31 protein-coding genes are annotated in these 26118 nt (G+C 65.9%); 11 read left to right on the top strand and 20 right to left on the bottom strand.

What is annotated here, in order from left to right; all coding sequences use genetic code 11:
• Positions 1-377: 377 nt before the first annotated feature.
• The 3 genes from BLV97_RS15050 to BLV97_RS15060 are packed head-to-tail and all read right to left on the bottom strand — an operon-like array spanning position 378 to position 2680.
• Positions 378-1460, bottom strand: a complete 1083-nt coding sequence (locus tag BLV97_RS15050) for a sensor histidine kinase (protein ID WP_035837941.1) — start codon at positions 1458-1460, stop codon at positions 378-380.
• A complete protein-coding gene (locus BLV97_RS15055; RefSeq protein ID WP_035837986.1) occupies positions 1457-1912 on the bottom strand; it encodes a response regulator in 456 nt (151 codons plus the stop codon). The genes BLV97_RS15050 and BLV97_RS15055 overlap by 4 nt, the downstream gene beginning before the upstream one ends.
• Before the next feature lie 42 nt (positions 1913-1954).
• Entirely contained in the window at positions 1955-2680 is a 726-nt protein-coding gene (locus tag BLV97_RS15060) for a response regulator (protein ID WP_051645817.1), read from the bottom strand.
• A 246-nt stretch (positions 2681-2926) separates the two neighbouring features.
• On the opposite strand from BLV97_RS15060, the gene BLV97_RS15065 reads away from it, so the two are divergent.
• Entirely contained in the window at positions 2927-3172 is a 246-nt protein-coding gene (locus tag BLV97_RS15065) for a hypothetical protein (protein ID WP_035837943.1), read from the top strand.
• 218 nt (positions 3173-3390) lie between these two features.
• Positions 3391-4761, top strand: coding sequence for a class II 3-deoxy-7-phosphoheptulonate synthase (locus BLV97_RS15070; RefSeq protein ID WP_035837945.1), 1371 nt, complete (start codon positions 3391-3393; stop codon positions 4759-4761).
• A 126-nt stretch (positions 4762-4887) separates the two neighbouring features.
• Here BLV97_RS15070 and BLV97_RS21635 read toward each other — a convergent pair whose 3' ends face one another.
• From BLV97_RS21635 to BLV97_RS15080, 4 genes are read right to left on the bottom strand one after another with little or no spacing between them, the layout of a single operon-like run.
• Positions 4888-5238 (bottom strand): Rossmann-fold NAD(P)-binding domain-containing protein, encoded by a 351-nt coding sequence (locus BLV97_RS21635; RefSeq protein ID WP_244521039.1) that lies wholly within the window; start codon positions 5236-5238, stop codon positions 4888-4890.
• Positions 5239-5244: 6 nt separating this feature from the next.
• On the bottom strand, positions 5245-5475 hold the full coding sequence (locus tag BLV97_RS21640; RefSeq protein WP_244521040.1) for an NAD-dependent epimerase/dehydratase family protein: 231 nt from the start codon (positions 5473-5475) through the stop codon (positions 5245-5247).
• Entirely contained in the window at positions 5472-5663 is a 192-nt protein-coding gene (locus tag BLV97_RS21645) for a MerR family DNA-binding protein (protein WP_035837947.1), read from the bottom strand. The genes BLV97_RS21640 and BLV97_RS21645 overlap by 4 nt, the downstream gene beginning before the upstream one ends.
• Positions 5579-5797 (bottom strand): MerR family DNA-binding transcriptional regulator, encoded by a 219-nt coding sequence (locus BLV97_RS15080; protein ID WP_143037551.1) that lies wholly within the window; start codon positions 5795-5797, stop codon positions 5579-5581. Before BLV97_RS15080 ends, BLV97_RS21645 begins: the two co-directional genes overlap by 85 nt.
• Before the next feature lie 271 nt (positions 5798-6068).
• Here BLV97_RS15080 and BLV97_RS15085 point away from each other — a divergent pair, with 271 nt between their 5' ends.
• Complete coding sequence (locus BLV97_RS15085; RefSeq protein ID WP_035837949.1) at positions 6069-6959, top strand: PfkB family carbohydrate kinase; 891 nt, start codon at positions 6069-6071, stop codon at positions 6957-6959.
• 9 nt (positions 6960-6968) lie between these two features.
• On the opposite strand, the gene BLV97_RS15090 is transcribed toward BLV97_RS15085, so the two are convergent.
• Both BLV97_RS15090 and BLV97_RS15095 read right to left on the bottom strand, forming a co-directional pair.
• The gene (locus tag BLV97_RS15090; protein ID WP_035837951.1) at positions 6969-7412 is read right to left on the bottom strand and encodes a hypothetical protein; all 444 of its coding nucleotides are present in this window, start codon (positions 7410-7412) and stop codon (positions 6969-6971) included.
• 4 nt (positions 7413-7416) lie between these two features.
• Entirely contained in the window at positions 7417-7737 is a 321-nt protein-coding gene (locus BLV97_RS15095) for a glycine zipper domain-containing protein (RefSeq protein WP_035837953.1), read from the bottom strand.
• Between the two features lie 178 nt (positions 7738-7915).
• On the opposite strand from BLV97_RS15095, the gene BLV97_RS15100 reads away from it, so the two are divergent.
• From BLV97_RS15100 to BLV97_RS15110, 3 genes are all read left to right on the top strand, one after another.
• Entirely contained in the window at positions 7916-8830 is a 915-nt protein-coding gene (locus tag BLV97_RS15100) for a pseudouridine-5'-phosphate glycosidase (protein WP_035837955.1), read from the top strand.
• Between the two features lie 272 nt (positions 8831-9102).
• Positions 9103-9813 carry a DUF502 domain-containing protein gene (locus BLV97_RS15105; protein ID WP_035837957.1) on the top strand — a complete coding sequence of 237 codons (711 nt, stop codon included), beginning with the start codon at positions 9103-9105 and terminating at the stop codon, positions 9811-9813.
• Between the two features lies 1 nt (position 9814).
• Positions 9815-10426 (top strand): LysE/ArgO family amino acid transporter, encoded by a 612-nt coding sequence (locus BLV97_RS15110; protein ID WP_035837959.1) that lies wholly within the window; start codon positions 9815-9817, stop codon positions 10424-10426.
• A 60-nt stretch (positions 10427-10486) separates the two neighbouring features.
• Here BLV97_RS15110 and BLV97_RS15115 read toward each other — a convergent pair whose 3' ends face one another.
• Entirely contained in the window at positions 10487-11260 is a 774-nt protein-coding gene (locus BLV97_RS15115) for a 3-hydroxybutyrate dehydrogenase (protein ID WP_035837960.1), read from the bottom strand.
• Between the two features lie 367 nt (positions 11261-11627).
• Here BLV97_RS15115 and BLV97_RS15120 point away from each other — a divergent pair, with 367 nt between their 5' ends.
• From BLV97_RS15120 to BLV97_RS15125, 3 genes are all read left to right on the top strand, one after another.
• Entirely contained in the window at positions 11628-13487 is a 1860-nt protein-coding gene (locus BLV97_RS15120) for an extracellular solute-binding protein (RefSeq protein ID WP_081824878.1), read from the top strand.
• Between the two features lie 4 nt (positions 13488-13491).
• Positions 13492-13614 (top strand): hypothetical protein, encoded by a 123-nt coding sequence (locus BLV97_RS21810; protein ID WP_280138199.1) that lies wholly within the window; start codon positions 13492-13494, stop codon positions 13612-13614.
• Between the two features lie 182 nt (positions 13615-13796).
• Complete coding sequence (locus BLV97_RS15125; protein ID WP_035837961.1) at positions 13797-14552, top strand: helix-turn-helix transcriptional regulator; 756 nt, start codon at positions 13797-13799, stop codon at positions 14550-14552.
• Between the two features lie 452 nt (positions 14553-15004).
• On the opposite strand, the gene tsf is transcribed toward BLV97_RS15125, so the two are convergent.
• From tsf to BLV97_RS15175, 10 genes are all read right to left on the bottom strand, one after another.
• A complete protein-coding gene (tsf, locus tag BLV97_RS15130; protein WP_035837962.1) occupies positions 15005-15892 on the bottom strand; it encodes a translation elongation factor Ts in 888 nt (295 codons plus the stop codon).
• 80 nt (positions 15893-15972) lie between these two features.
• Positions 15973-16740 (bottom strand): 30S ribosomal protein S2, encoded by a 768-nt coding sequence (rpsB, locus tag BLV97_RS15135; RefSeq protein ID WP_081824879.1) that lies wholly within the window; start codon positions 16738-16740, stop codon positions 15973-15975.
• Positions 16741-17064: 324 nt separating this feature from the next.
• Complete coding sequence (locus tag BLV97_RS15140) at positions 17065-17991, bottom strand: MBL fold metallo-hydrolase (protein WP_081824880.1); 927 nt, start codon at positions 17989-17991, stop codon at positions 17065-17067.
• Between the two features lie 91 nt (positions 17992-18082).
• Complete coding sequence (gene gph / locus BLV97_RS15145; protein WP_035837966.1) at positions 18083-18760, bottom strand: phosphoglycolate phosphatase; 678 nt, start codon at positions 18758-18760, stop codon at positions 18083-18085.
• A gap of 42 nt (positions 18761-18802) precedes the next feature.
• On the bottom strand, positions 18803-19708 hold the full coding sequence (locus BLV97_RS15150; RefSeq protein WP_035837968.1) for an MBL fold metallo-hydrolase: 906 nt from the start codon (positions 19706-19708) through the stop codon (positions 18803-18805).
• A 63-nt stretch (positions 19709-19771) separates the two neighbouring features.
• On the bottom strand, positions 19772-20464 hold the full coding sequence (gene rpe, locus BLV97_RS15155; RefSeq protein WP_035837970.1) for a ribulose-phosphate 3-epimerase: 693 nt from the start codon (positions 20462-20464) through the stop codon (positions 19772-19774).
• A 321-nt stretch (positions 20465-20785) separates the two neighbouring features.
• Entirely contained in the window at positions 20786-21304 is a 519-nt protein-coding gene (rpsI, locus tag BLV97_RS15160; protein ID WP_035837972.1) for a 30S ribosomal protein S9, read from the bottom strand.
• A gap of 1 nt (position 21305) precedes the next feature.
• Positions 21306-21770 (bottom strand): 50S ribosomal protein L13, encoded by a 465-nt coding sequence (rplM, locus tag BLV97_RS15165; protein ID WP_035837974.1) that lies wholly within the window; start codon positions 21768-21770, stop codon positions 21306-21308.
• 233 nt (positions 21771-22003) lie between these two features.
• Positions 22004-22756, bottom strand: a complete 753-nt coding sequence (locus BLV97_RS15170) for an SseB family protein (protein ID WP_035837994.1) — start codon at positions 22754-22756, stop codon at positions 22004-22006.
• A 38-nt stretch (positions 22757-22794) separates the two neighbouring features.
• Positions 22795-23415, bottom strand: coding sequence for a uracil-DNA glycosylase family protein (locus tag BLV97_RS15175; protein ID WP_035837976.1), 621 nt, complete (start codon positions 23413-23415; stop codon positions 22795-22797).
• Between the two features lie 216 nt (positions 23416-23631).
• Here BLV97_RS15175 and BLV97_RS15180 point away from each other — a divergent pair, with 216 nt between their 5' ends.
• Positions 23632-24291 (top strand): ABC transporter ATP-binding protein, encoded by a 660-nt coding sequence (locus BLV97_RS15180; protein ID WP_035837978.1) that lies wholly within the window; start codon positions 23632-23634, stop codon positions 24289-24291.
• Positions 24269-25945, top strand: a complete 1677-nt coding sequence (locus BLV97_RS15185) for a KpsE/RkpR family capsule polysaccharide export protein (protein ID WP_035837980.1) — start codon at positions 24269-24271, stop codon at positions 25943-25945. Before BLV97_RS15180 ends, BLV97_RS15185 begins: the two co-directional genes overlap by 23 nt.
• Positions 25946-26118 lie beyond the last annotated feature (173 nt).

Genomic DNA, 26118 nt, shown 5'->3' on the forward strand with positions numbered 1-26118 from the left:
GCGGGCCCGCGCGATGGCCCGGTGGGGCATGGCGCGGCCGCTCAGCCGTCCGCGCGCCGCCGTCGGGCGTGGTGGTGGCGCCCGACGCGCCGGCCGGTCGCGCGGAACCTGAGGGCGCCGGACCGGATCGGTCCCGGCGCGCCCGCAGCCGACCGCGGGGGGCGTGGTCCTTCGCGCCGTCGCGCGGCTTGATCGTCCGGCACGGCCCACGGGGATCCATCCGGCAGCGGCGGGCCCCCATGGCGGGCGTCGCTGACACAAGCCACGGGCCGGGGCAGGGCATCTCCGCCCTGGCTCTGGGCATCGGGCGCCTGTGGCGCTGCGTGGGAAAGTCCCGCCGCGGTTCTGCGCGCCGCGCCCGGTGGCGCCGGCCGCTTTCAGGGAAGGGTGAAACGAAACACGGTTCCCCCGCCTGCTGCCGCGTCACACCAGATCCGCCCACCGTGACGCACCACGAATTTCTTGCACGTCGCCAGACCCAGGCCGGTGCCCTGCACCTCGCCGCCGCCGGGCAGACGCTTGAACGGCTCGAAGACGCGCTCGCGGAACTCGGCGCCGATGCCGATGCCGTTGTCGCGCAGTTCGAACAGGGCCGACGCGCCTTCCTGACAGGAGATGCTGATCCGGATTTTGGGGTTGGGCTTGTCGCAATACTTGATGGCGTTGGCGATGAGGTTTTGCAGCACCTGCGCGATCTGCGGCGCGTTGCACGTCACCTCGGGGATCTGCGGGTCGACGCAGATGTCGATCAGGGCGCCGCTGCACCGGATCTCGCCGTCCATCGCGGTCAGGGCGCGGTCCAGGATCTCGGCCACCGCTACCGGAACGTAGGTGACCTCGCGGTCCAGGCGGATATGCTGTTCTAGGCTGGTGACGGTGTCCATCATCTGACGCGCCGCCTTGCCCAGCATGCGCAACCCCTCGCGCGCTTCCTGCTCGTCGCCGGTGTCGAAATCCTCTGATATCTGATCGCTGAGAAACCCCGCCGCGCGGATCGGCGCCTTGAAATCATGCACCAGAACCTCTGAAAACAGGGTCAGATCCCGGCGCTGTTCCTCCAGTCTCCACCGTTCACGCGCGGCTCTCACGCCGTTGCTCAGCATCCGGGCCACCGCGTTGTGGCTGAGCGCGTTCTTGGGGATGTAATCGGTTGCTCCCGCCTGAATCGCGGATTTGGCCAGCACCTCGTCACCCTGGCCGGTCATGATGAAGATCGCCGCCCAGGGCCAGCGCACGCGCAGCTCCTCGATACAGTCGAGCCCGGTGCGGCCCGGCATCAGATGATCGAGGAAGATGGCGTCCGGGTTTGTGTCGTCACGCCGCAAGGCGTCATCGACGGAGGCGGCCTCGATCACGCGGGCATCCGCCATGCATGAGCCGATCAACCGGCGCACCAGTTTCAGGTCGCCCACATCGTCGTCGATCAGCAGCACGAAGATCGGCGCGGGCGCGGAAATCATTGCAGGCGGCTCCGGTCGCCGGCATGCATGTTCGGCAACTCCGTCAGCTCCCAGTACCGGCTGAGCGTGTCCACCAGGGCCTCGAAATTGCGACCCACGCGACCTTTCAGGAAGTAGCCCGCGACGTTCATGTCATGCGCCGCCGAGACGTCGCCGGCATCGTCCGACGTGGTCAGCACGAAGACCACCGCGCGCCGCAGCGCGGCATCCTGCCGCAAGGCCCTCAGGAACTCGATCCCGTTCATGCGCGGCATGTTCAGATCCAGCAAGATGACATAGCGTTCTAGGCAGAGCGCGGAGGCATCGCGCATCAGGCTCAGCGCCTCGAGTCCGTCCTTGGCATGTACGGTGCGCTCGGCGATCTGCGCCCTGCGCATGGCCCGGATGAGCGCCTTTGCATCGCCAAGGTCGTCCTCGACCAGCAGGACATTAAGCGACTCTCCCACCGTCATGCGCACCCCGGCGAGCATAGATCGTTCCACATCATGCCGCCCTCACAGAACGCCGGTCTGGGGCGCCGTCGGCATCCGGGCGCCGCCTATATCGTCCAGAAGATCGGCGACGCTGGTCAGGAAGCCATAGATGTCCTGGCAGTTTTCCTCCAGCGTCAGAAGGCTGTCTGCGAGCGCGGGGTTCAGGCTTCCGTCCTGGCGCATCGCGCGGGCACGCCGCAGGGTGGTGGACAGGACCTCTCGAATCTCGGGGCCGCAGGTCGCGGCAAAGCGGCGTATGGCGGTGCGCACCTCCTGGCGCGAGGATTGCGCCTCGGCCACCGCCGAGATCAGGATCTTGCGCTCGAAGGCCGAACTGATCGACTTGCGCACCGCATCGACCGAAAGCTGCTCTTTGATCAGGTAGTCGGCGCAGCCCCGTCGCATCGCCTCGACCGCGACATCGCATCGATCGACGCTGGTGACCATGATCGGCAGGGCTTCGGCCTGGTACTCGTGCGCGGCCAGGATCTTGAGCGCATCGAGGCCCGTTTCGATCGCCAGGTTGTAATCGATGAAGACAAGATGCATCTCGGCCCGGCCGATCTGTTCTCGCAGCGAGGTGAGATCCTCGGCCTCGTAGAAGGTGCAGGTCAGGCCGGCCTTACGCACCAGCCGACGGATGCGCGATCGGTCGGTTTCCATATCGTCAAGGATTAGGACGTTCAGGGCCTGGCCGGATACCAGATCATCATTCAGCGATCCGGTCTGACGCGCGGAGGTGGTCATTTTCCTGGGTCTCCCTGGCGGTGCTTTGGCGGACAGGCGGCGGCTCTCCCCGGGAGAGGCCGCAACCGGCATTCTCGGAGCAGGTGGTCAAGATTTCGTTAATGCAGACCGAGACGCCGCCGCCGGCCCGGGCGCGGTGTCCCGAGGCGGCTGTGTAAAGCCCTGCTTAAGATTGGCATGACATCGTTGGCGGGGAAGTCGCCCACGGATCGCCGCAGGGCGGTCGCACGCATCGGGGTAGGGCATATGTCGGCAAGTTCGGGCGATCCTTCGGATCCGGGGGCGATCTTGATCGTTGGAAACAGCCTTCTCGACCAGCGTATCATGGCGCGGGTTATACGGTGCTGCGCGGCCTCGGTGCCGCTGGTCGTCGCCGACTCGCTGGATGCGCCTTCTCCCTTCATGTCTGCCAAGGCGCGGCTTGCGGGGATCACTGTGGTGCAGAAATCGGAATTCGTGCCAGCGCGGATCGAGGCGCTGCTGTCGGCCTGAACTCCGGAGCGGGCGCGGGGGATGCCGTTTCGCGCCGGTTCGGCACGATGCTGCACTGGCCGCGCGGTCATAAAATCCTTTGTTCGGGCTTTGCGCTTTGCATGGGCGCGGCTGTCGCGTATAACCCGGCCCCGACCGGCGGGCTACGCGGCGCCGCGACCGAGACCCGACGCACGCCGAGACCCGACCCGAGACTGGACCCGAGACTGGAGAAGACGATGACCAAGGGCTGGACCAAATCCGACTGGCGCAAGAAGCCGCGGGTGCAGATGCCCGACTATCCCGACGCCGAAGCCGTGCGCGGGGTCGAGGCAACGCTTTCGCGGATGCCGCCGCTGGTCTTCGCGGGCGAGGCGCGCAAGCTCAAGCAGAAGCTCGCCGCGGTTTCCGAAGGGCGGGCCTTCCTGCTGCAAGGGGGTGATTGCGCGGAAAGTTTTGGGGAATTCTCGGCCGACAACATTCGCGACACGTTCAAGGTGTTGCTGCAGATGGCGGTGGTGCTGACCTATGGCGCCAAGGTGCCGGTGGTGAAGGTCGGCCGCATGGCCGGTCAGTTCGCCAAGCCGCGTTCGGCGCCGACCGAAACGGTGAAGGGGGTTGAACTGCCCAGCTACCGTGGCGACATCATCAACGGCTTCGAGTTCACCGAGACCGCCCGTGTTCCCGACCCGAACCGGATGCTGCAGGCCTATACCCAGGCCGCGGCCTCGCTGAACCTGCTGCGTGCCTTTTCGACCGGCGGTTTCGCCGATATCCACCGGGTGCATTCCTGGATTCTGGGTTTTGCCGAGGACGACAAGGCCGAGCGGTACCGCGAATTGTCGAACCGCATCGGCGACGCGCTTGATTTCATGACCGCGGCAGGGGTCAACGGCGCCACCAACAGCGCGATGTCGACGGTGGATTTCTACACCTCGCACGAGGCGCTGCTGCTCGAATACGAAGAGGCGCTGTGCCGGGTCGATTCGACCACCGGCCTGCCGGTGGCGGGCTCGGGCCATCTGATCTGGATCGGCGACCGCACGCGCCAGCCCGACGGCGCGCATGTGGAATTCTGCCGCGGCGTGCAGAACCCGATCGGCCTGAAATGCGGCCCCTCGATGGAGGTGGACGATCTGAAGCGCCTGATCGAGACGCTGAACCCGGAAAACGAAGCCGGGCGCCTGACCCTGATCGCGCGCTTCGGGGCGGGCCAGGTGGGCGATCATCTGCCCCGGCTGATCCGCGCGGTGCGCGAGATGGGCGCCAAGGTGGTCTGGTCCTGCGATCCGATGCATGGCAACACGATCAAATCCGCCAGCGGCTTCAAGACCCGACCGTTCGAGAGCGTGCTGCGCGAGGTGCGCGAATTCTTCGCCATCCACAACGCGGAAGGCACGATCCCGGGCGGCGTGCATTTCGAGATGACCGGCAAGGACGTGACCGAATGCACCGGCGGCGTGCGTGCGGTGACGGATGAGGACCTGTCGTCGCGCTACCACACCGCGTGCGACCCGCGGCTGAACGCCTCGCAATCGCTGGAACTGGCCTTCCTGGTGGCGCAGGAGCTGTCGTCGCGCCATGAGATGAGCCGCGCGGCCGCGCTCTGACCCCGCCGCCGCGGGCGTATTTGGGGAACAATGAAAGGGCAGGGGTTTCCTCTGTCCTTTCGGCCCGGGCGGCGAGGTGCGGGCTGCGTGGTGCCGAAACGGGTGTCGGGCCTCTGGGGCGGCCAGCTAGCCGACGATGACGACCTGCCCTGTCAGCGCGCCTTCCACGCATTTGGCATAGGCGAGGCCGACGTCGTCCGACGACACGGGCTTGTGCCCCGGGAACAACGCGCCGTAGCGCGGCGCCGAGACATCCAGTAACCTTGGGCTGACCACATTGATGCGAAGACCGCGCGGCATTTCGATCGCGGCACTCTTGACGAAGCCCGCCAGGGCCCCGTTCGCAGTGGCCGCGTTCGTTCCCGCGCGGTCCAGTACCCCGCTGGTCAGCGTGAACGAGCCGGCGTCCGAGATCATGTCCAGCCCGGCGAGAACCAGGTTCACCTGGCCCATGACCTTCTGGCGAAGGCCCAGCATGAAAGCCTAGTGGTCAAGCGCCTCGAGCGGCGCGAAGGTTGTGTCGCCCGCGCAGGAAACCACGGCATCGAACGAACCGACCGAACGATACAGCTGCTTCACCGCCTCGATGTCGGCCACATCCACGCGATAGGTTCCGCGAGAGCGTCCGACGGTGATGATCTCATGCCGCGCTTCGAGCGCCCGGCAGGCGGCTTGTCCGATATCGCCAGCCGCACCAACCACGATGATCTTCATTTCCGATCCTCCAGTATCCGTTCGTATCTTTTCAGCTTCCCGTCGAGGATGTCGCGGCGTCGATCGATCTCGGCCTGCCTGGCGTCGAGGTTGCGCCGGTGTTTCACCAGCGCCACCTTTCGCTCTGGACACGTCTTGTCGCCCGAGGCGTAGAGGGCAGCAAAGGCGCGAACATCGGAAAGCGCCATTCCGGTCGCGCGCAGCGACGCCGGCGTTTGCCATCGGCGCCGCGCTTGATGATCGGGCAGAGGCCCGACCTCTCGTAATACCGGATCGTCGAGATACTGAACCCGGTACGCTCGGACGCCTCCGCGATTCTCATGGCTGTCTCACCTTTCAGTGCCTTCTGATACCGACCCGAAGCAGCTTCAGGTCAAGAAGAAAGTCCGATCAAGCCCGAATGGCCGCCTGTCGCTGGCGAAGATGGCGTGGGAAGACCGGCCGCGCGCGACAATTGCGGTTCAGCAACCGGGCGATATCGGAGGTACGCCACCAAATGCCAATGCGTGGGGACTTTCTTGTCCCTTCGCCTTGGTCCAAATACTCACGTCTCGGCGCTTGCCAGGGCGTGCGGCCTGGGGCAAGAGGCGCGGATGGAACAGCGCCCCGACATCCTGTGCATCGGCTCGGTCCTGTGGGACATCATCGGCCGCTCGCCCTCGACGCTCCGGCTTGGGTCGGACGTGCCGGGGCGGATCACGCGGCTGCCCGGGGGGGTGGCGATGAACATCGCCCATACGCTGGCGCGGTTCGGGCAGCGCCCTGCGGTGCTGACCGCGATCGGCCGCGACGCCGAGGGCGAGGCGCTGATCGCCGCGTGCAAGCCGCTGGGCGTGCTGACCGATTTCGCCTACCGCTCGACCGATCTGCCCACCGACCGCTACATGGCGATCGAGGGCGGCGCCGGGCTGGTGGCCGCGATCGCCGACGCCCATTCGCTGGAGGCCGCGGGGGCGAAGATCCTGGCGCCGCTGGGCGACGGGCGGCTGGGCCGGGCCGAGCAGCCCTGGGCGGGGCCGGTGGCGCTGGACGGGAACCTGACCCAGGCGCTTCTGGCCGAGATCGCGCAAAGCCCGCTGTTTGCCCGCGCCGATCTGCGCATCGCGCCCGCCTCTCCGGGCAAGGCGGAACGCCTGTTGCCCTTGCTGAGCCACCCGCGCGCGACCTTCTATGTCAATCTCGAAGAGGCGGGGCTTTTGTGCCAGACCCGGTTCGACGGGGCCGAGGCGGCGGCCGGGGCGCTGATGGCGCGCGGCGCGCGGCGGGTTCTGGTCACCGATGGCGGAAGGCTTTGCGCCGACGCGTGTGACGGAGAGATCCTGTGCCGCATCCCGCCGCCGGTGATGGTGCGGCGGGTAACCGGGGCGGGGGATACTTTCATGGCCGCCCATATCGTCGCCGAGGATCGCGGCCTTGCGCGCGCCGGGGCACTGGAACGGGCGTTGCAGGCGGCGGCGGACTACGTCTCGGGCGAGGTCGGCTAACGCGGCGGATCAGGGACCGGGTTTGGGCGGGTCATCGGTGTCGTGCCTGGTCCCGCGGCCCAGGTTGAGCCCCGCCATCAGCGCCACGGCGAACGCCATGAGCGGCGCGTTGCGCAAGATCGGCGTCGCCTCGAGAAGCACAAGCTTCAGCGCGCGCAATTCGGCTGCGTGGCGTTCGGCCGCGGCGCGTCGGGCGCGGCGGCGCGATATGGCGAGGGACGCCCAGCAGATCAGGCAGATGAAAAGCGCCACGCCCGCGCTGATTGCCAGCGCGGCCAGCACGCCCAGCCAATCCGCCAGCGCCACCACGCCAAGCGCCACTGCAAAGCCCGCCGCCAGCACCGCGAAAAGCACCAGCAACAACCACAACGTGGCCTCGCGGGTCAGATTGCCGCGCAGGGCATCCACCTCTTGCCGGGCGAAGCCGGCGAACAGTGCCGTGATCCTGCGCATCGGGCTACCGACGGCGCAGCAACAGGCCAAGCGCCAGGCCGCCGAACGCCGCGATCCCCAGCGTCTGCCAGGGATGCTCTTGCGTCTGGGCCAGCACCCGGCGTTCGAGCGACGCCCATTCGCGGCGCGCCCGGTCGGCGGCGTCAGAGCCGCGCGCCACGCCTTCGGCGAGTTTCGCCTTGGCACCTTCGCGCGCCAGGGCTGCGCTGTCCTGACCCAACTTGCCGATCCGCGAGATGACGTCGCTCATCTCGGCGCGCAGGGCCGCCACCTCGGCGGCAAGTTCGGGGGCGTCGGGCTTGGAGTCGGTCGGCGTCGTGACCATCTTGGTCTCCCTTGAAATGAAATGCGTCTTGCAACATCAACGTCATCGCCCGCATACGGTTCCCGCGCATTTGCCGACCGGGGCTTCCACGCGGCGCGCGGGTGGCTTTCGCGGCAAGCGCTTGAACGGCGGCGCCCGTCCTGCGATAGCCGGTGTGGGACAGAAACCGGGGGCAGGGATGTTGCAGCCAGACTATTCCGAAGAGGTTCGCGTTGCAAAGGCTTCGGGCAAGCCGCTGGTTGCGCTGGAGTCGACCATCATCACCCATGGCATGCCCTATCCCCAGAATGTCGAGACCGCCCGCGCCGTCGAGGCCGATATCCGCGACGCGGGCGCCGTGCCCGCCACCATCGCGGTGCTGGAGGGGCGGCTGAAGGTCGGGTTGGAGCCCGGGCAACTGGACTGGCTGGCACGCGCGCAGGCGGTGATGAAGCTGTCGCGCGCGGATCTGGCCGCCTGCATCGCAAGCGGTGGCACCGGGGCCACGACCGTCGCGGGGACGATGATCGCGGCGCATCTGGCGGGGATTTCGGTCTTTGCCACTGGCGGCATCGGCGGCGTGCACCGGGGGGCAGAGCGGACTTTCGATATCTCGGCCGATCTGCGCGAGCTGGCGTTGACGCCGGTGACGGTGGTGGCGGCGGGCGCGAAGGCCATCCTCGACCTGCCGAAGACGCTGGAGGTGCTGGAAACCTGGGGCGTGCCGGTGATCGCCCATGGCCAGGACGATTTCCCCGCCTTCTGGTCGCGCAGCTCGGGCCTGGCCGCGCCGCTGCGCATGGACGACGCGGCCCAGATCGCGGCCGCGCATCTGGCGCGCGGCGCGCTGGGGCTTGCGGGGGGGCAACTGGTCGCGAATCCCGTCCCGGTCGGGGATGAGATCCCGCGCGCCGAGATCGTGCCCGCGATCGAGGCCGCATTGGCCGAGGCGGCCGAGCGCGGGATCGCGGCCAAGGAGGTGACACCGTTCCTGCTGGGCCGGATCTTTGCGCTGACCGAGGGACGATCGCTGCGCGCCAACATCGCCCTGGTGCGCAACAACGCGCGGCTGGCGGCCGCGATCGCGAAAGAGATCGCCGCCCAGCGAGGCTGAACCGCCGCTTGCGTATTGGAGGAACGATGATGGGGTGGGGCGCGGATCGGTCCGGGTCCGCCGGGCCGGCACGAAACCGGGCTGTCGGCCGGGCTGGCGGGGCGACCGGGCGCGGACTCTGTACCCTGCGCAGGGCATGGTGGGAAGCGCCGCGCATGGTGCGTCGCGTTTGTGCCGGATGGAGAAGGCTGGCCCCCCGGGTGCACACCGGGCCCATTGCCGCCGCCCGGCGGCCCGCCTAAAGTCGGGCGGGCCCAACAAGGGATGCGCCGATGACCAACACAGACGACCCTGCCCCCCGCAAGCGCTACCGGTTCGGGCGCCTGCGCAATTCGTTCCTGACCGGGTTGGTCGTGGTGCTGCCGATCGGGCTGACGCTTTATCTGATCTGGACCGTGACCGGATGGATCGACAGCTGGGTCTTGCCCTTCGTGCCGACCCAGTTGCAGCCCGGTACCTTGCTGGGCGACTGGCTGGGGCCGAAATTCGCCGTCAATATCCGGGGTGTGGGGGTGATCGTCTTCCTGGTCTTCACCACGCTGGTCGGCTGGCTGGCAAAGGGACTGATCGGGCGGTCTCTGCTGGGCTGGGGCGAGCGGCTGGTGGACCGGATGCCGGTGGTGCGTTCGATCTATGCCGGCATCAAGCAGATCGCCGAGACCGTCTTCGCCCAGACCGAGACCAATTTCGACAAGGCCTGCCTGGTGGAATATCCGCGCCGCGGGATCTGGGCGATCGGGTTTGTCTCGACCAATGCGAAGGGCGAGGTCGCGCGCCGGATCCCCGCCGAGGAGACAATCGTTTCGGTTTTCCTGCCGACCACGCCGAACCCGACGTCGGGCTTTCTTCTCTATGTGCCGGCCTCGGACGTGACCATCCTGGAGATGAAGGTCGAGGATGCGGCGAAGCTGATCATTTCGGCCGGGCTGGTCTATCCCAACCCGAAGGATCCGACCAAGCCACCCGCCAAGGCGGCGCGCTAAGATGTTCAAGGCCGCGCTGACGGGCTTCTTGACCGGGGGCTCGCTGATCCTAGCCATCGGGGCGCAGAACGCCTTTGTGCTGCGTCAGGGGCTGTTGCGGGCGCATGTGCTGCCGCTGGTACTGCTATGCGCAATGGCCGATGCGGTACTGATCTCGCTCGGGGTGCTGGGCTTTGGCGCCGTGGTGGCGCTGTGGCCGGCACTGCCGCGGCTGCTGTCGCTGGCCGGTGCGGCCTTCCTGGCGTTTTATGGCGCGCAGCGGCTGGTTGCGGCCTGGAAGGGAGATTACGCGCTGGTTCTGCGGGGTGAGAGCGCGGGGCTGTGGAAGACGCTGGCGGCGGGGGCTGCCTTCACCTGGCTGAACCCACATGTCTATCTCGACACGCTGGGGCTGATCGGCGCCGTCTCGACCCAGTTCCACGGGGGCGGCGCGAAGACGGCCTTCGCAATCGGGGCGATCACCGCCTCGTTCGCGTTCTTCTTCTCGCTGGGCTTCGGGGCGCGGCTGCTGGCGCCGGTGATGACATCGCGCCGGGCCTGGCAGGTGCTGGACCTGCTGATCGGGGCCGTCATGTGGGGCCTGGCGGCGGAGCTGACGCGCGGGGCGCTCTGAGCCCCGCGCGCAAGAGTTTTCCCAAAACTCTTGGCAAGATCCTTGCGAAGGATCTTGGCGCTACATCGCGGTCCAGCCGCCATCCACGCTGATCGTGGTGCCGGTGATCTGCGCTGCCGCGTCGGAACACAGGAACGCCGCCGTGCCGCCGATTTCATCCGTCGTGGCGAACTGGCGCGAGGGTTGCCGTTCCAGCATCACCTCGCGGATCACCGTCTCGCGGTCCATGCCATGGGTCTTCATCTGGTCGGGGATCTGCGCCTCGACCAGCGGCGTCAGCACATAGCCCGGGCAGATCGCGTTGCAGGTGACGCCCTTGCCCGCGGCCTCCAACGCCACGGTCTTGGTCAGCCCGACGATCCCATGCTTGGCCGAGACATAGGCGGATTTGAACGGCGACGCCGTCAGCCCGTGCGCTGACGCGATATTGACGATCCTTCCCCAGCCCTTGTCGCGCATTCCGGGCAGGGCGGCGGCGATGGTGTGGAAGGATGAGGTCAGGTTGATCGCGATGATCCGGTCCCATTGCGTGACCGGGAAGTCCTCGATCGGGGCGACGTGCTGGATGCCGGCATTGTTCACGAGAATGTCACAACCGCCCGCGGCCTCGATCAGGCCGCGGCAGGCCGCGCCGTCGGACATGTCGGCCGGAATGTAGCGCGCAGTGATTCGATGCGCGTGGGCGATTCGTTCCGCCAGCGCGTGGTCGGCCTCGGTGTCGGTGAATGAATTCAGCACCACCTCGGCGCCCGCCGCGGCCAGTGCCTCGGCCACGCCCAGCCCGATGCCCGAAGTCGATCCGGTGACGATCGCCCGTTTGCCCTGAAGGCTCATGTTCTGTGCTCCCCTATGTTTGCGGCGGGCAAGATAGGCAGGGGTTTCGCCGGGCGCCAGAGGCCAGAGCGCCCGCGCGGAACTTCGCCCAGACCCGCCGCGGCCCCTTGCGGTGGCGCGGGGATCCGGGGCATCTGCGGCGCGAGCCCGACGGCGATGCGCAGCCAAGAACCGAGGTAAAAAAAACGCCCGCACAAGGCGGGCGTCAAGTCATTGAGGCAGGTTTCATACAGGCAAGAAACCTATCGAGCAGTGAGTTCTTTATACGCATTCTTGATGCGCTGTCCAAGCTAAAAGTTTGAAAACCCACACAAGCCCCGATAACTTTGGGCGCAACAATAACAAGAGCAGGCGGACTGTTTCACTGATGACGCCAGGATTATTCCGAGTTTTGCGCGGTCTCGGGCTGGCGGTGTCGCTGGCGCTTGGGGCCGTGCCCGTGGCGGCGGATCAGGCGGGGCAGGGGGCGCAAACAGGCGGGCTTCAGATCGGATCCGGGCCGGAGCGGGGCATCGCTATGTATGGCACCCCCGCGCTACCACCGGATTTTGTGTCGCTGCCCTATGCCAACCCGAACGCGCCGCAGGGCGGCGCGATCCGGGTGGGCGACGTGTCCAGCTTCGATTCGCTCAATCCCTTCACCCTGAAGGGGCGCGCGCCCTACCAGCTGACGCATCTGACCATGCAGTCGCTGATGACCCGCTCGCTCGACGAGCCCTTCACCCTGTACCCGCAGCTGGCCGAATCGGTGAGGACCGATGCCAGCCGCAGCTGGGTCGAATTCACCCTCAACCCGAAGGCCCGATTCTCGGACGGCAAGCCGGTGACGGTGGCCGATGTGCTGTGGTCGTTCAAGGCGCTGGCGAAGGTGAATCCGCTTTACGCCGGCGCCTGGGCGAAGGTCGCCAGCGCCACTCAGGTGGGGCCGCGCACGGTGCGCTTCACCTTCAACACGCCGGACCGGGAACTGCCGCTGATCCTGGGCCTGCGCCCGGTGCTGGAAAAGGCCCAATGGCAGGGCCGCGATCTGGGCGCCTCGGGGCTGATGGTGCCGATCGGGTCGGGGCCCTATGTGGTGAAGTCGTTCTCGCCCGGGCGCTACATCGTCTACCAGAAGAACCCGCATTGGTGGGCGCGCGATCTGCCGGTGAACCGCGGGCGGTTCAACTTTGCCACCATCCGCTACGAATATTTCGGTGATTCCAACGCGATGTTCGAATCCTTCAAGGCGGGTGATCTGGATTTCTACCGCGAACCCAGCCCGGCGAAGTGGAAGACCAATTTCAACTTTCCCGCCGCGCGCGCGGGCCAGGTGGTGCTGAGCGAGATCGCCTCGCGCCGGCCCTCGGGGATCCAGGGGCTGGTGATGAACACGCGCCGACCCGAGTTCAAGGATTGGCGGGTGCGTCAGGCGCTGATCGACGCCTTCAACTTCGATTTCATCAACCGCACGGTGAATGGTGGCGCAGATCCTCGTATCACTTCCTATTTCTCGAACTCGCCGCTGGGGATGCGGCCCGGCCCCGCGACCGGCCGGGTGCGCGCACTGCTGGAGCCATTCAAGGATAACCTGCCGCCCGGCGCGCTGTCGGGCTACAGCCTGCCCGGATCGACCCTGTCCGAGATGGACCGCGGCGCGATCCGCAAGGCGATGAAACTGCTGGCCGAGGCCGGCTGGAAGGTGCGCCATGGTGAGCTGACCGATGCCCAGGGTCAGCCCTTCATCTTCACGATCCTGCTGTCGCAGGGCCAGCAGCAGGCGGTGGGGGCGGCGGTCTCGATCTATGTGCGCGCGCTCCGGCGGCTGGGGATCACGGCCCACATCACCACCGTCGACAGCGCGCAATATGTCGAACGCACCGACCGCTATGATTTCGACATGACGTGGTATGTCCGTGCCCTCAGCCTTAGCCCGGGAAACGAGCAGATGCTGTATTGGGGCCATGATGGCGTGACGGAGCCAGGCACCCGCAACTGGATGGGCATGAACTCGCCGCCGGCCGAGGCAATGATCCGCACCATGCTCGATACCAAGGATCCGGAGGAATTCACCGCCGCGGTGCGGGCGCTGGACCGGATCCTGATGGCCGGGCGCTATGTCATTCCGTTTTGGTATTCCAAGGTCTCGCGGATTGCCCATTCGCGCCATCTCAAATACCCTGAACACCTGCCCGCCTATGGGGATTGGCCCGGCTTTTTCCCCGATGTCTGGTGGTACGAGGACTGAGAGCATGAAAAAGAACCTGATCCTTCTGATCGCCCTGATCGGCCTGTCTGCCTGCAACACTGTCGCCGGGGTCGGCGAAGACGTGACCGGCGGCGCCCGCACCGTGCAGGGCTGGTTCCGCGGCTGAACCAGCCCGACCGCAGCGGTTGCTTCGGAGGCGGTGCAAAACTGCCTTTTAGTCAAATATAATCGGCGCATCGCGCGGAACCGAGCCCATGTTGCGCGGCTTACATTCGAGGAACGCCCGGTTAAGTCGCGCACTGACGCGACCGGTACCGAGGGGCGGCCAGGGTGGTGATGAGGGGCAACATGGATCAGTTGGACTACATAAATGGTTTGCTTGAAGCACGGTGCGTCGATGAAGTCTGGGCTCTGTTGACGGAGCTGATGCGCGGATACGGCTTCGATCGGCTCTTTTACATCTACGCGCGCGCGAATTCCGGCAGTCAGCTGGGCGAGCCCGGCAATGCGCTGGTGCTGTCGAACCATTCCAAGGCCTTTCTTGACCGTTTCGTCGGCGACGGGCTTTATCGCAACGCGCCGATGGTGCGTTGGGCGAACGAGAACCAGGGGGTGTGCAACTGGCGATGTATCGACCAGATGCTGGAGAGCGGTAACGTCAGCGCGGCCGAGCGTCAGGTGATCTCCTTCAGTCGGCAGCACGGGGTGGTCGCGGGGCTGTCGATCAGCTTTGCCACGCTTGCGCTGCGCGCCAAGGGCGGCATCGGGCTGGTGGCGCGCGGTGGGCTGGGACATGACGACGTGGACGGAATCTGGCAAAGCCGCGGCCCCGAGATCCTGGCCCTGACCCGGGTCGCGCATCTGCGGATCATCTCGTTGCCCCATCCCCATGCCCGCACGATTCTGAGTCCCCGCCAGCGCGAGGCGCTGGAATGGGTGGCCGAGGGCAAGACCATGCTGGATATTGCCACGCTGATGGGCGTTTCGGTCCCGACGATCGAGAAACATCTGCGTCTTGCGCGCGAATCACTTCGGGTCGACAACACCGCGCAGGCCGTGGCGAAGGCGACGATGATGAACCAAATCTTCGCCAAGGAAGCCTGATGCGCACCATTTCGCGCCCAAAACTTGATCTTTTAGTCAGGTATGGTTTTCCAGACTGGCCCGACGCCACGTAAAGTGGCAAGCTGTTAATGTTCCGTGAGTGGTGGCATTGGCCAAGGGACATACGACTCGGACCGCAGTGCGATTTCACTGTAGGCGAGTCGTTCCGGGTGACCGGAATATTGGCCTGCCGGGTGTATAGTCCGCCCGACAGGTCAATTCCAACTACGCGCTGCCGATACTCTGAGGTCGCCGCGCGTGCGGGGGGCGGTGCGGTCCGGTCGGCCGCACCGTTTCTCATTTTCGCCCTCTTCTCCTTTTCTGCCCGGCGAGAAGCGCCATGGGACGCGGCCGGGGGACGGATGTGGCACCCGCGTGGGTCCGCCCCCGCAAACAAGAACGGCGCGGCCCCGGATAGGACCGCGCCGCGCATGTTCCAAAGGGCAGGGGGATCAGCCGGCCAGGGTCTTGGCGACCTCGGCGGCAAAATCCTCTTCCTTCTTCTCGACACCTTCGCCCACTTCCATGCGGACGAAGCCGGTGATCTCGACGCCCGCATCCTTGGCCGCCTGGCCCACGGTGATGTCGGGGTTGATCACGAATTGCTGGTTGAGCAGCGTGACCTCGGCGACGAATTTCTTCATCCGGCCCTCGATCATCTTCTCGATCACCGCCTCGGGCTTGCCCGATTCGCGCGCGATGTCGATCTGCACCTGACGCTCCTTCTCGACGACCGCCGGGTCCAGATCGGCCTCGGACAGCGCCGCGGGATTGGTGGCGGCGACATGCATCGCCACCTGCTTGCCGATGTCGCGCGCATTGACCGCGTCGCCCTTCAGGGCCACCAGAACGCCGATCTTGCCCATGCCGTCGGCGGCGGCGTTGTGGACGTAATGCACCACCGTCTCGCCCTCGAGCACATGCATCCGGCGCAGCGTCATGTTCTCGCCGATGCGCGCGATCGCGTCGGTCAGCACCTGCTCGATCGGCTTGCCGTTCAGATGCGTGGCGTTGAGCACCTCGACGCTCTCTCCGGTTTCCAGCGCCACCGCGGTGATCTCGGCCACCAGCTTCTGGAAATCGGCGTTCTTGGCGACGAAATCGGTTTCCGAGTTCAGCTCGACCGTGACGCCGCGCCCGTCCCTGACGGCGACGCCGACAAGACCCTCGGCCGCGGTGCGGCCAGCCTTCTTGGCGGCCTTCGCCAGCCCCTTGGTACGCAGCCAGTCGACGGCGGCTTCCATGTCGCCGTCGGTTTCGGTCAACGCCTTCTTGGCATCCATCATGCCTGCGCCGGTGGTGTCGCGCAGTTCCTTCACCATGCTCGCGGTGATCGCCATAGCGGCCTCCTGCAATATTGAAATCTGGGTTAGCCGAGGGGGGCTTATACCCCCCCGGCGACAGTCATGTGACGGGGCCGTCAGGCCTCGGCGCCGGCTTCTTCCTCGGCCGGGGCCTCTTCGAGCGCGCCCAGGTCGACACCGGCGGCGCCCATCTGTGCGGTCATGCCGTCCAGCGCGGCGCGGCTGACCAGATCGCAGTACAGCGAAATCGCGCGCGCCGCGTCGTCGTTGCCCGGAATGATGTAATCGACGCCCTTGGGCGAGCAATTGGTGTCGACGATCGCGACGACCGGAATGCCCAGCTTCTTGGCCTCGAGGATCGCCAGATCCTCCTTGTTCACGTCGATCACGAACAGCGCGTCGGGCACGCCGCCCATTTCGCGGATCCCGCCCAGGCTGGCCTGCAGCTTGGCTTGTTCGCGTTCCATGCCAAGGCGCTCTTTCTTGGTCAGGCCCTCGGCGCCCTGCGCCATCAACTCGTCGATCTGCTTCAGCCGCTGGATCGATTTCGACACCGTCTGCCAGTTGGTCAGCGTGCCGCCCAGCCAGCGGTGGTTCATGTAGTATTGCGCGCATTTCTCGGCCGCCTCGGCGATCGGCTTCGAGGCCTGGCGCTTGGTGCCGACGAACAGGATGCGGCCGTTCTTGGCCACGGTCTCGCGGATGAAGTTCAGCGCGGCGTCCAGCATCGGGACGGTCTGCGTCAGGTCGATGATGTGGATGCCGTTGCGGTCGCCGTAGATGTATTCGCCCATCTGCGGGTTCCAGCGCTGGGTCTGGTGGCCATAGTGAACGCCAGCTTCCAACAGCTGACGCATGGAGAATTCGGGGAGCGCCATGTCCATTTCCTTTCCGGTTTGCGCCTCGGCAGGGCCGTTTCAGGGTTTCCCCCAACCGGCGGACGCGCGGGGATGTCTCCCCCGGGCGCCCAGGCCCTGCCTGTGAAGTGCCGCGCGTATAACCGGGGCAGGGCGGGTTTGCAAGGGGTGCCGCACAACAGGCGCCACGATGGCGTGAGATGGACTTCAGCGTGAGTATTTGTGCCAAGATGAAGGAGGTAGGCCTTCCATGTTCATCTTGGCGAAAATACTTTGTGGGGTTGCCATTCGTTGCGCCATTGGTCCGGGCAAGAATGGCGACGGGGGGGGGGCCCCAGCGCCGCGGTCGCGTCAGAGCCCGTTCACCGGCACCTTGAGGTAGGTCTTGCCGTTATCCTCGGCCTCTGGCATGCGGCCCGCGCGCATGTTGACCTGCAACGAGGGGATGATCAGCCGCGGCATGCCCAGGGTCTTGTCGCGCTCTTCGCGCATCTTGACGAATTCCTCGGCCTTCTTGCCGCCGCCGACATGGACGTTGCGCGCCTTTTCCTCGGCCACGCTGGTTTCCCAGGCGTATTCCTTGCGTCCGGGGGCGCCGTAATCGTGGCCGACGAAGATCCGGGTTTCGTCCGGCAGGGTCAGGATCTTCTGGATCGAGGCATAGAGATCCTCGGCCGAGCCGCCGGGAAAATCGCAGCGCGCGGTGCCGAAATCGGGCATGAACAGCGTGTCGCCGACGAAGGCCGCGTCGCCGATCACATAGGTCAGGCAGGCCGGCGTATGGCCTGGCGTATGCAGCACGCGCCCCTCGAGCCCGCCGATGGCGAAACTGTCGCCCTCAGAGAAGAGCTTGTCGAACTGGCTGCCGTCGCGCTGGAACCGGGTGCCTTCGTTGAAGATCTTGCCGAAGACATCCTGCACCACGCGGATCTTCTCGCCGATGCCGATCTTGCCGCCCAGACGTTCCTGGACATAGGGCGCGGCGGAAAGGTGGTCGGCATGGACATGGGTTTCCAGCACCCATTCCACCTTCAGCCCGCGTTCCTGCACATGGGCCACGATCGCATCGGCCGAACGCGTGTCGGTCTGTCCCGAGGCATAGTCGAAATCCAGCACGGAATCGATCACAGCGCAGGCGTCGGACGCCGGATCCTTGACCACATAGGACACGGTATTCGTCGCCTCGTCGAAGAACGCGAAGACATCGGGCCGCTGCACGGCGGTCTTCGCCGTGGCCGTGGCGGCGCTCTGGGGATCAGTCGCGGCTGTGTCGGTCATGGAAGTCTCCTTTCCCGTTCTCCTTGGAATATAGGGTGTGCGGGACACAATCCAAGACGCGCATGTGAAACGGCGGCGGGGACCTGCCGGGTCAGCCGGTCTCTCCGGCAAGCAGATGCGGCAGCGCCAGATCCGCGAATCCGCGCCAATCCGAGAAGGCGAACCGGTGCGGAAGCGCCTCGATGGGCGCGTGCCGGTAGCCTTCGGTGTAAAGCGCGAAGGCCGCGCCAGCATTGGCGGCGGTCTCGGCATCCACCTCGCTGTCACCGACATAGAGCAGCGGTCCGCCGCCCAGCCGGTCATGCGCGTGATGCACCATCGCCGGATCGGGCTTGCGGCTGGGCAGGCTGTCGCCGCCGAGCACCACCTCGAAGTGATCGAGCAGCCCGACATGCGTCAGCGCCGCAATCGCGGGCCCGTGCGGCTTGTTGGTGCAAACCCCCAGCCGGCAGCCACGCGCCGCCAGCGCGCTCAGCGCCTGGGACACGCCGGGGTAGGGGGTGTTGCCCTCGACGTCGTACAGGTAACGTGCCATCAGCGCCGTCTCGACCCGGGCAAACATCGGGCCTTCCGGGTCCTCTCCCTGCGCCTCAAGCACCTGACGGATCAGATGCGGCACGCCACGGCCGACAAAGCCGCGCACCTGAACCATGCCTAGCGCGGGATAGCCCAGATCGGCCATCACCGCGTTGACCATCGCATGGATCGCGGGGATCGAGTCAATCAATGTGCCGTCGAGATCGAAAAGCAGGGCGGGGACATCGGACATGGGCAACTTTCGCGGACTGAGGGTCAGGATCGGGCTTCGGCGTCAGGCTTCGGCTATGAAACGATAGCCGTCGGGGGCCTTTTCGGCCCTGCCGATGCCGGGGCCCGGCAGGTGGAAGCCGATCAGCCGCATCTTGTCCTGCACAATCTGATCGAGCAGCGCGACGCGCGCCTGCGCGGCCTGGTCGGGGTCCTGATCGCTGCCCCAATGCCAGCCGGGGCGCAAGAAGGCCAGATGCGCATTTGCCACCGCATCGCCCAGCACCATGACGCTATCGGACCCCTGGTGCAGCACATAGGACATATGGCCCGGCGTATGGCCATAGGTGGCTTGGGCGGTGACACCGGGCAGGATCTCTTGTCCGTCCTTGATCTCGGTGATCCGCTCGGCCAGCAGATCAAGGCGCCGCCGCGCGCCCACCGCAAAGGCCTGCCGCGCCGGGCCGATCGCAGCCAGCGTGTCGGGATCGCGCCAATAGGCGAATTCGTCGGCGCCCATCAGATACTGGGCCTCGGCAAAGAGCGGCTCGTCGAAATCGTCGAGCACACCCCACAGGTGATCGGGGTGACCATGGGTGAAGACCACATGCGTGACTTCACCGGGAGAAACCCCGACCGCGTCGAGCGCCGCCAGCAGCTTTCCGGCAGTGGGTTGAAACCCGGGACCGGAACCCGCGTCGAAGAGAATTGTATTGGTGCCATCGCGCAGCAGCGTCAGGTTGCATGGAGGAGTGAAGCTTTGCCCCTCAACCCCTTGAAGCAACAGAATTTCATCGGCCTCTGGCTGCGGGGCATCCCCCAGCATGAAGGCCCTGGGCAGCACGAGATGGCCATCGCTGAGCGTCTCTATCTTGACTTGCCCCATCTCCAGCGTGACGCCGGCCCAGACCGGGCGCGCCAGCGTCGCGGCGGCACAGGCCCCCAGCATCTGTCTCCGGGTGATCTTCATCGCTTCCTCCCTCCGGTCCTCGGCCGGCGCGGGTGCCAGTTTCTGTTAGCGAGCCAAGGCGGTCTAGGCCCGGGCGGCCTCGGCTGCGTCGCGGATCGCCCTGATATTGGCGCCGTAGATTTCTGGCTTGTCAACCGAGCCGCCCTTGAACACGGCCGAGCCGGCCACCAGCACATCGGCCCCGGCGGCCACGACCAAGGGTGCGGTTTCGGGCGTGACGCCGCCGTCGATCTGGATATGCACATCACGATCGCCGATCATCTGCCTGATCTTGCGCGTTTTTTCCACGCCAGAGCGGATAAATTTCTGCCCCCCGAAACCCGGGTTCACCGTCATCACCAACACCAGATCCACCAGATCCAGCACCTCGGCGATCGCCTCGGCCGGCGTGCCGGGGTTCAGCACCACGCCGGCCTTAACGCCCTGGGCGCGGATCGCCTGCAGCGTCCGATGGATATGCGGCCCGGCCTCGACATGGGCGCTGATCAGATCCGCGCCGGCCTCGGCATAGGCCTCGATATAGGTATCGACCGGCGCGATCATCAGATGCACGTCCATGAAGGTCTTCACATGAGGCCGGAATGCTTTCACCGCAGGTGGGCCGAAGGTGAGGTTGGGCACGAAGTGGCCATCCATCACATCGACATGCACCCAATCGGCGCCCTGGGCCTCGATGGCACGGATCTCGGCACCGAAATTGGCGAAATCGGCGGATAGGATCGAGGGTGCGATCTTGACGGAACGGTCAAAGCTCATGTCCGGTCTCCCTGGGCGCGGATGGTAGGTTCATTTAGAAGAGATCGAGGGCCTGCGTCCAGCCGCTGCGGGGGATTGTCGCGCGAATAAAGTATAGTCGTGTAAAATTAATATACTACGCTCGAAACTTAATTTTCCATTACGACGTTCTAGCCCTCTCATCAGATGCATTTGTTACATAATACTGATTATGGGTATTTCGATCTTGCGATATCATACCGATACCCATTTCCCTCGATACCCCCAAGAAACCACCGAGAAACGACAAAAGGCCCGCAGCAATGCGCGGGCCCCTTGCCGAATTGTCGCCTGTGCGAAGGATCAGCGCTTCGAGAACTGGAAGCTGCGGCGCGCTTTCGCCTTGCCGTACTTCTTCCGTTCCACGACGCGGCTGTCGCGGGTCAGGAAACCCGCGGCCTTCAGCGCGGCGCGCAGCGTCGGGTCGTAGAGTTGCAGCGCCTTCGAGATGCCGTGCTTCACGGCCCCTGCCTGCCCCGACAGACCGCCGCCCTTGACGGTGGCCATCACGTCGAACTGGCCTTCGACATTCGCCACCGTGAACGGCTGACGCAGGATCATCTGCAGCACCGGGCGTGCGAAGTAGACACTGTAGTCGACGAACTCGCCCTTGTTGTTGCGGATCAGGAACTTGCCCGAACCCGGCTTGATCCAGACCCTAGCAACGGCGTCCTTGCGCTTGCCGGTCGCATAAGCCCGGCCCTGCGCGTCGCGCATCGGCTCACGTAGGCTTTCGGTGTCGGTCGTCGCAACGACCGCATCACCGGCCTCGACCGAGACGGCGTCTTTCAGCGCGTCGAGGGATTTGATTTCTTCGGCCATGTCATGCGCTCCGGGTGTTCTTCGGGTTCAGCGGCTTTAGGTCGAGCACGTCGGGCTTTTGCGCCTCATGCGGATGCTCGGCCCCCGCGTAAACGCGCAGGTTGGTCATTTGCTGACGGCTCAGCTTGCCGCCGGGCAGCATTCGTTTGACGGCCTGGGTCACGACACGCTCGGGATGCGCGCCTTCCAGGATCTGCTCGGCGGTGCGGCTCTTGATGCCGCCCGGGTGGCCGGTGTGCCAGTAATAGGTCTTGTCGCTGCGCTTTCTGCCGGTCATCTGCACCTTGTCGGCGTTGATGACGATCACGTTGTCGCCCATATCCATGTGCGGGGTGAAGGACGGCTTGTGCTTGCCGCGCAGGCGCATGGCGACGATCGAGGCAAGACGGCCCAGAACGATGCCTTCGGCGTCGATCAGGATCCATTTCTTGTCGATATCCGCCGGAGTCGCGGTGAAGGTTTTCATTGTCGGCCCTATTCGATGAGGCTGTGCGGGACATCCCGCGTTGGATGGCCTTGTTCTACGGCATTTATCGCGCCAGTCAAGGGCGACTGCCAGCAATAAATATCATAAAAACAATAATTTACAAAATAGGTATCATAATACCCCAAATATTGCGGCTTGCCTACCGCGAAGCTCTGGCCGCGCACCGCCAGCCCCGGCGCCGGATCAGCAGCCAGGTCCCGCGTCGACGCCAATCAGCGCAGGATCGGCGGTTTCGACGGGTCGGATCCGGGCGGCGCGGGGGCGCGCGCGGGTGGCGCTTCGGGCTTGGGCAGGTCGAAACGCAGCGCCACCTTGGAAAGCCGCGCGACGATCGGGGCGTCCTCGGTCAGGAAAACCACGTCGACCGCGCCCTCCTCGGCGCCTGAAAAGCGCACGGCCTCGCCCGCGGCCCGTGCAAGCGCCGGCTGGGCGGCCTCGTCCGCGCCGACGAAAGCCAGCCAATGGCCGCGCGTGCCGTCCTCGTATTCCACCCCCGCCAGCAGCGCCGATTGCGCCAGCCCCCCGGCCTTGGCCAGCGCGGTGTCTAGCGCGCCAAGCAGCCCCTCATGCAGGCCCCTGGGCTTGTGAAAACCGGTCGGGCGGGCCTCGGCCTCTTCCGGCGCGGGGCCAAGGGTTTCGGCCAGCCAGTCCAGCGCCTCGGGCGGCAGCAGCGTCGACGAGGGCGCGACACCCAGGTTCACCCCCAGGCCGACCCCCTGCCCCGCCAGCTGCGCGACCACCACCCGCCCCGGCAGCGCCACATAGGGCGCCGGCGCGCCGGTGAATTCGGCCAGCCGTTCCTCGGCATCGAACGCCAGCACCACCGGGCCATCGTCCAGCGGAAACACCCGCGGCGCGATCGTCTCGTCCCGCGCTTCCTCTTCGAGCAGCACGAAGAGTTCACCATCGGCCAGTCGGGCGTAAAAGGCCAGCCGCGCGGCGCCGTCCTCGGGGTCGGTTTCCATCAGCCCGTGGGCGGCGTCGAGAGGGGTTCTGATCTCGGTCACGGCAGCTCCAGTATTCTTGCGACCTCGGCGCGCAGGACGGGCAGCAGCTCGGCCTCGAACCAGGGGTGGCGTTTCAGCCATGCGGTATTGCGCCACGACGGATGGGGCAAGGGCAGAATGCGCGGGCCGGGGCTGTTGCGCCCCAGGATGGCGCGCCAATCGGCCACCACCTCGCTCACCTTGCGCCGCTCGCCCAGATGCCAACGCTGCGCGGCGGCGCCGACCGTCAGGATCAACTCCACCCGCGGCAGCACCGCCAGCACCCGCGCCTGCCAGCTGCGCGCGCAGATCGCCGGCGGCGGCAGGTCCGACCCCTTCGCGTCATAGCCCGGAAAGCAGAAGGCCATTGGCACCACGGCAATGCGATCGCGATCGTAGAAGGTGGCCTCGCCCACCTCCATCCAGTCGCGCAGCCGGTCCCCCGAGCGGTCGGCAAAGGGCCGCCCGGCCTCATGCACCCGCAGCCCCGGCGCCTGCCCGGCGATCACAAGCCGGGCCGACCCGCGAAACCACGGCACCGGCCGCGGCTCATGATGCGTGTCGGTCGCCGCAAACCGCTCCGCGCACAGCCGGCAAGCCAGGATCTTCCGTGCAAGGATGACGTCGTCCTCACTCATCCGCGCAGGCTGCGCGCTTCCCTCCCGGGGCGCAAGTCCCCTTCCCTTTCATTGTTCCCCAAATACGCCCGCGGCGCCCGCGACCACACGAACCCTTGGCACAAGTTCCAAAGTTCCGACATAATACCGCCGGAAAGCCCCCCTAGCGGTAGGGTCAATGACAGACCCTTCCAGGGCAACAGGCCCCGCACCGGGCCGGCGCGACGAGGCAGTGCCATGATCGAGTTCGAGAACGTGTCCAAATCCTTCTGGACCGGAAAACAGCGCAAGGTCATTCTCGACCAGGCGTCGTTCCGGGTGGAATTGGGCAATTCGCTGGGCATCCTGGCCCCGAACGGCACCGGCAAGACCACGATCATCAACATGATGGCCGGGCTCGAAAAACCCGACGAGGGCAAGGTGGTCCGCACCTCGCGCATATCCTTCCCGCTGGGCTTCATGGGCGGGGTGGTGTCGCGCCACACGGCCACCGAGAACGCCCGCTACATCGCCAAGCTCTACGGTCTTGATCCCGATTATATCGAGGCCTTCTGCCGCTGGCTGTGCGGGATCAACGAATATTTCGACATGCCGATCGGCACCTACAGCCAGGGGATGCGTTCGCGTTTCTCCTTCGCGCTGATGCTGGCGCTGGAATTCGACATCTACCTGATCGACGAAGGCATGCCCTCGACCACCGATGTCGAGTTCAACCGCAAGGCCGGCAACATCCTGCGCGAACGATTGGAAACCGCGACGGTGGTGATCGTCTCGCACCGCGCCAAGACACTTGAAAAGTTCTGCCGTTCCGCCGCCGTGCTGCGCGACGGGCATCTGTACATGTTCGACACTCTTGAAGAAGCGAAGCGCCTGTATGACTACGAAGCCCAAGGTTAAGAAGTTCCGAGTTCGGCGCGGCGGCCCGCTTTCGGCGATGGCCGATGGCGCCCGGCGCGCGCGCCTCGCCCGTCAGGATGTCGACGAAGACGACGATGATGACGGCTTCGGCGATCAGCGCTTTCCGACTGCCGCGCCACACGCCCCCGACACCGTGCTGGCCCCGCGCGAGGTAGCCTCAGAGACTGCGATCGACAGCATCCGGCGCGAGGGGCTGACGGGCCGGCAATTGCGCATGGCGCGCCGCATGGCGCAGCGCAACGGCATGGCCGTGACCTCCGACTTCGACGCCGTGCGCCAGCTCCGCGCCCGCGGCATAGATCCGTTCCAGCGCAGCAGTATCCTGGAACTGGTCGTGGCCGACGACGGTGACGGCGGCCAGGGCGGCGCAGGCTTGCCGGCGCGCACGGATCTGGGTGCCCAACGGCTGCCCGCGACGATCAAGCCCGCCCAGGTGCCCTCGACCGAGGTGAACGCGCCCGCTGAGACCCCGGAACGCCTGCGGGCGCGCGACATCATGCGCATCCAGCGCGACATCGCCCGCCGCCGCCGCCGTCGGATGGTGCTGATGGGCGCGCGGCTGGCCTTTTTCGTGGGGCTTCCGACCTTCCTGGCGGGGTTCTATTTCTACAAGGTGGCGACGCCGCTTTACGCGTCCTATTCCGCCTTCGTGATTCAAAAGGCCGAACCCGGCGCCGCCGCCGCCGGGCAGCTGGGCGGGCTGGTCGCGGGCACGACCTTTGCCAATTCCCAGGATTCCATCAACGTCCAGCAATATCTGCAGTCGCGCGACGCGATGAACCGGCTCGACAAGGACAATGGGTTCAAACAGGCCTTCGAGGGGCCGAAGATCGACCCGATCCTGCGCCTGCCGTCCCATGCCACCAACGAGGAAACCTACGATCTTTACCAGCGCATGGTGAAGATCGGCTACGACCCGACCGAAGGCTCGATCAAGATGGAGGTGATCGCCCCCACCGGACAGGAAGCGGCGGGGTTCTCTCGCGCGCTGATCTCTTATGCCGAGCAGCAGGTCGATCACATGACCCAGCGCATCCGCGAGGATCAGATGACCGGCGCGCGCCAAAGCTACGAGGGCGCCGAAAAGAAGCTGGCGGCGGCGCAGGAAAAGGTCGTGAACCTGCAGCAAAAGTTCAAGGTGCTCAGCTCGACCATCGAGGAGACGCTGCTGACCAACCAGATCACCGCGCTCGACAGTCAGTTGAACCAGGCCAAGCTGACCATGCAGGAATTGATGTCGAATCCCAATCCGCCGCAGGCGCGGGTGCAGCCGCTGCAGCGCCGGATCGACAATATCGAGGCCCGGATCAGGACCCTGCGCAACCGGATGACACAAAACACCTCTCAGGGGGTGTCGCTGGCCACGGTGCAATCCGACCTGCTTTCGGCCCAGGCCGATGTGCAGACCCGGCAGATGATGCTGTCGCAGGCGCTGCAATCGCTTGAGACCGCTCGCGCCGAGGCCAACCGCCAGGTGCGCTACCTGTCGCTGTCGGTCTCTCCGGTGGCGGCCGATCACCCGACCTATCCGCGCGCCTTCGAAAACACGCTGGTGGCCTTCCTGATCTTCGCGGGACTCTATCTGATGGTGTCGATGACGGTTTCGATCCTGCGCGAACAGGTCTCGGGCTAGGCGGGGACCCTGCCCGTCCGCTACCCAGCCGCCTGCCCCGCCCTCCTTCGCGGGCGGGCGCCGGGGCGGTTTCGCTGTCATGCCTGATCCGCTCCCGTCGGCCGGGTCGGGAAACGCCAGACCTGAATAGCCCCATGGTTCGTGGACGCCTTCTTCCCTGATTTTGAGGCAAG

Source organism: Allgaiera indica (assembly GCF_900106675.1).
GTDB classification, from domain to species: domain Bacteria; phylum Pseudomonadota; class Alphaproteobacteria; order Rhodobacterales; family Rhodobacteraceae; genus Acidimangrovimonas; species Acidimangrovimonas indica.

Coding starts and splice junctions, on each gene's coding strand:
- BLV97_RS15050 (WP_035837941.1), bottom strand. CDS start 1,460: ATGATTTCCGCGCCCGCGCCGATCTTCGTGCTGCTGATCGACGACGAT.
- BLV97_RS15170 (WP_035837994.1), bottom strand. CDS start 22,756: ATGGAAACCGACCCCGAGGACGGCGCCGCGCGGCTGGCCTTTTACGCC.
- BLV97_RS15185 (WP_035837980.1), top strand. CDS start 24,269: ATGACTACGAAGCCCAAGGTTAAGAAGTTCCGAGTTCGGCGCGGCGGC.
- BLV97_RS15070 (WP_035837945.1), top strand. CDS start 3,391: ATGACCAAGGGCTGGACCAAATCCGACTGGCGCAAGAAGCCGCGGGTG.
- rpsI (WP_035837972.1), bottom strand. CDS start 21,304: ATGGCCGAAGAAATCAAATCCCTCGACGCGCTGAAAGACGCCGTCTCG.
- BLV97_RS15055 (WP_035837986.1), bottom strand. CDS start 1,912: ATGACGGTGGGAGAGTCGCTTAATGTCCTGCTGGTCGAGGACGACCTT.
- BLV97_RS15115 (WP_035837960.1), bottom strand. CDS start 11,260: ATGAGCCTTCAGGGCAAACGGGCGATCGTCACCGGATCGACTTCGGGC.
- BLV97_RS15180 (WP_035837978.1), top strand. CDS start 23,632: ATGATCGAGTTCGAGAACGTGTCCAAATCCTTCTGGACCGGAAAACAG.
- BLV97_RS15125 (WP_035837961.1), top strand. CDS start 13,797: ATGGATCAGTTGGACTACATAAATGGTTTGCTTGAAGCACGGTGCGTC.
- BLV97_RS15150 (WP_035837968.1), bottom strand. CDS start 19,708: ATGAAGATCACCCGGAGACAGATGCTGGGGGCCTGTGCCGCCGCGACG.
- BLV97_RS15095 (WP_035837953.1), bottom strand. CDS start 7,737: ATGGTCACGACGCCGACCGACTCCAAGCCCGACGCCCCCGAACTTGCC.
- BLV97_RS21810 (WP_280138199.1), top strand. CDS start 13,492: ATGAAAAAGAACCTGATCCTTCTGATCGCCCTGATCGGCCTGTCTGCC.
- BLV97_RS15105 (WP_035837957.1), top strand. CDS start 9,103: ATGACCAACACAGACGACCCTGCCCCCCGCAAGCGCTACCGGTTCGGG.
- BLV97_RS15085 (WP_035837949.1), top strand. CDS start 6,069: ATGGAACAGCGCCCCGACATCCTGTGCATCGGCTCGGTCCTGTGGGAC.
- BLV97_RS15065 (WP_035837943.1), top strand. CDS start 2,927: ATGTCGGCAAGTTCGGGCGATCCTTCGGATCCGGGGGCGATCTTGATC.
- BLV97_RS15100 (WP_035837955.1), top strand. CDS start 7,916: ATGTTGCAGCCAGACTATTCCGAAGAGGTTCGCGTTGCAAAGGCTTCG.
- BLV97_RS15175 (WP_035837976.1), bottom strand. CDS start 23,415: ATGAGTGAGGACGACGTCATCCTTGCACGGAAGATCCTGGCTTGCCGG.
- BLV97_RS15080 (WP_143037551.1), bottom strand. CDS start 5,797: ATGAGAATCGCGGAGGCGTCCGAGCGTACCGGGTTCAGTATCTCGACG.
- BLV97_RS15140 (WP_081824880.1), bottom strand. CDS start 17,991: ATGACCGACACAGCCGCGACTGATCCCCAGAGCGCCGCCACGGCCACG.
- tsf (WP_035837962.1), bottom strand. CDS start 15,892: ATGGCGATCACCGCGAGCATGGTGAAGGAACTGCGCGACACCACCGGC.
- BLV97_RS21635 (WP_244521039.1), bottom strand. CDS start 5,238: ATGCTGGGCCTTCGCCAGAAGGTCATGGGCCAGGTGAACCTGGTTCTC.
- BLV97_RS15120 (WP_081824878.1), top strand. CDS start 11,628: ATGACGCCAGGATTATTCCGAGTTTTGCGCGGTCTCGGGCTGGCGGTG.
- rpe (WP_035837970.1), bottom strand. CDS start 20,464: ATGAGCTTTGACCGTTCCGTCAAGATCGCACCCTCGATCCTATCCGCC.
- gph (WP_035837966.1), bottom strand. CDS start 18,760: ATGTCCGATGTCCCCGCCCTGCTTTTCGATCTCGACGGCACATTGATT.
- BLV97_RS21645 (WP_035837947.1), bottom strand. CDS start 5,663: ATGGCGCTTTCCGATGTTCGCGCCTTTGCTGCCCTCTACGCCTCGGGC.
- BLV97_RS15090 (WP_035837951.1), bottom strand. CDS start 7,412: ATGCGCAGGATCACGGCACTGTTCGCCGGCTTCGCCCGGCAAGAGGTG.
- BLV97_RS15060 (WP_051645817.1), bottom strand. CDS start 2,680: ATGACCACCTCCGCGCGTCAGACCGGATCGCTGAATGATGATCTGGTA.
- BLV97_RS15110 (WP_035837959.1), top strand. CDS start 9,815: ATGTTCAAGGCCGCGCTGACGGGCTTCTTGACCGGGGGCTCGCTGATC.
- rplM (WP_035837974.1), bottom strand. CDS start 21,770: ATGAAAACCTTCACCGCGACTCCGGCGGATATCGACAAGAAATGGATC.
- rpsB (WP_081824879.1), bottom strand. CDS start 16,740: ATGGACATGGCGCTCCCCGAATTCTCCATGCGTCAGCTGTTGGAAGCT.
- BLV97_RS21640 (WP_244521040.1), bottom strand. CDS start 5,475: ATGAAGATCATCGTGGTTGGTGCGGCTGGCGATATCGGACAAGCCGCC.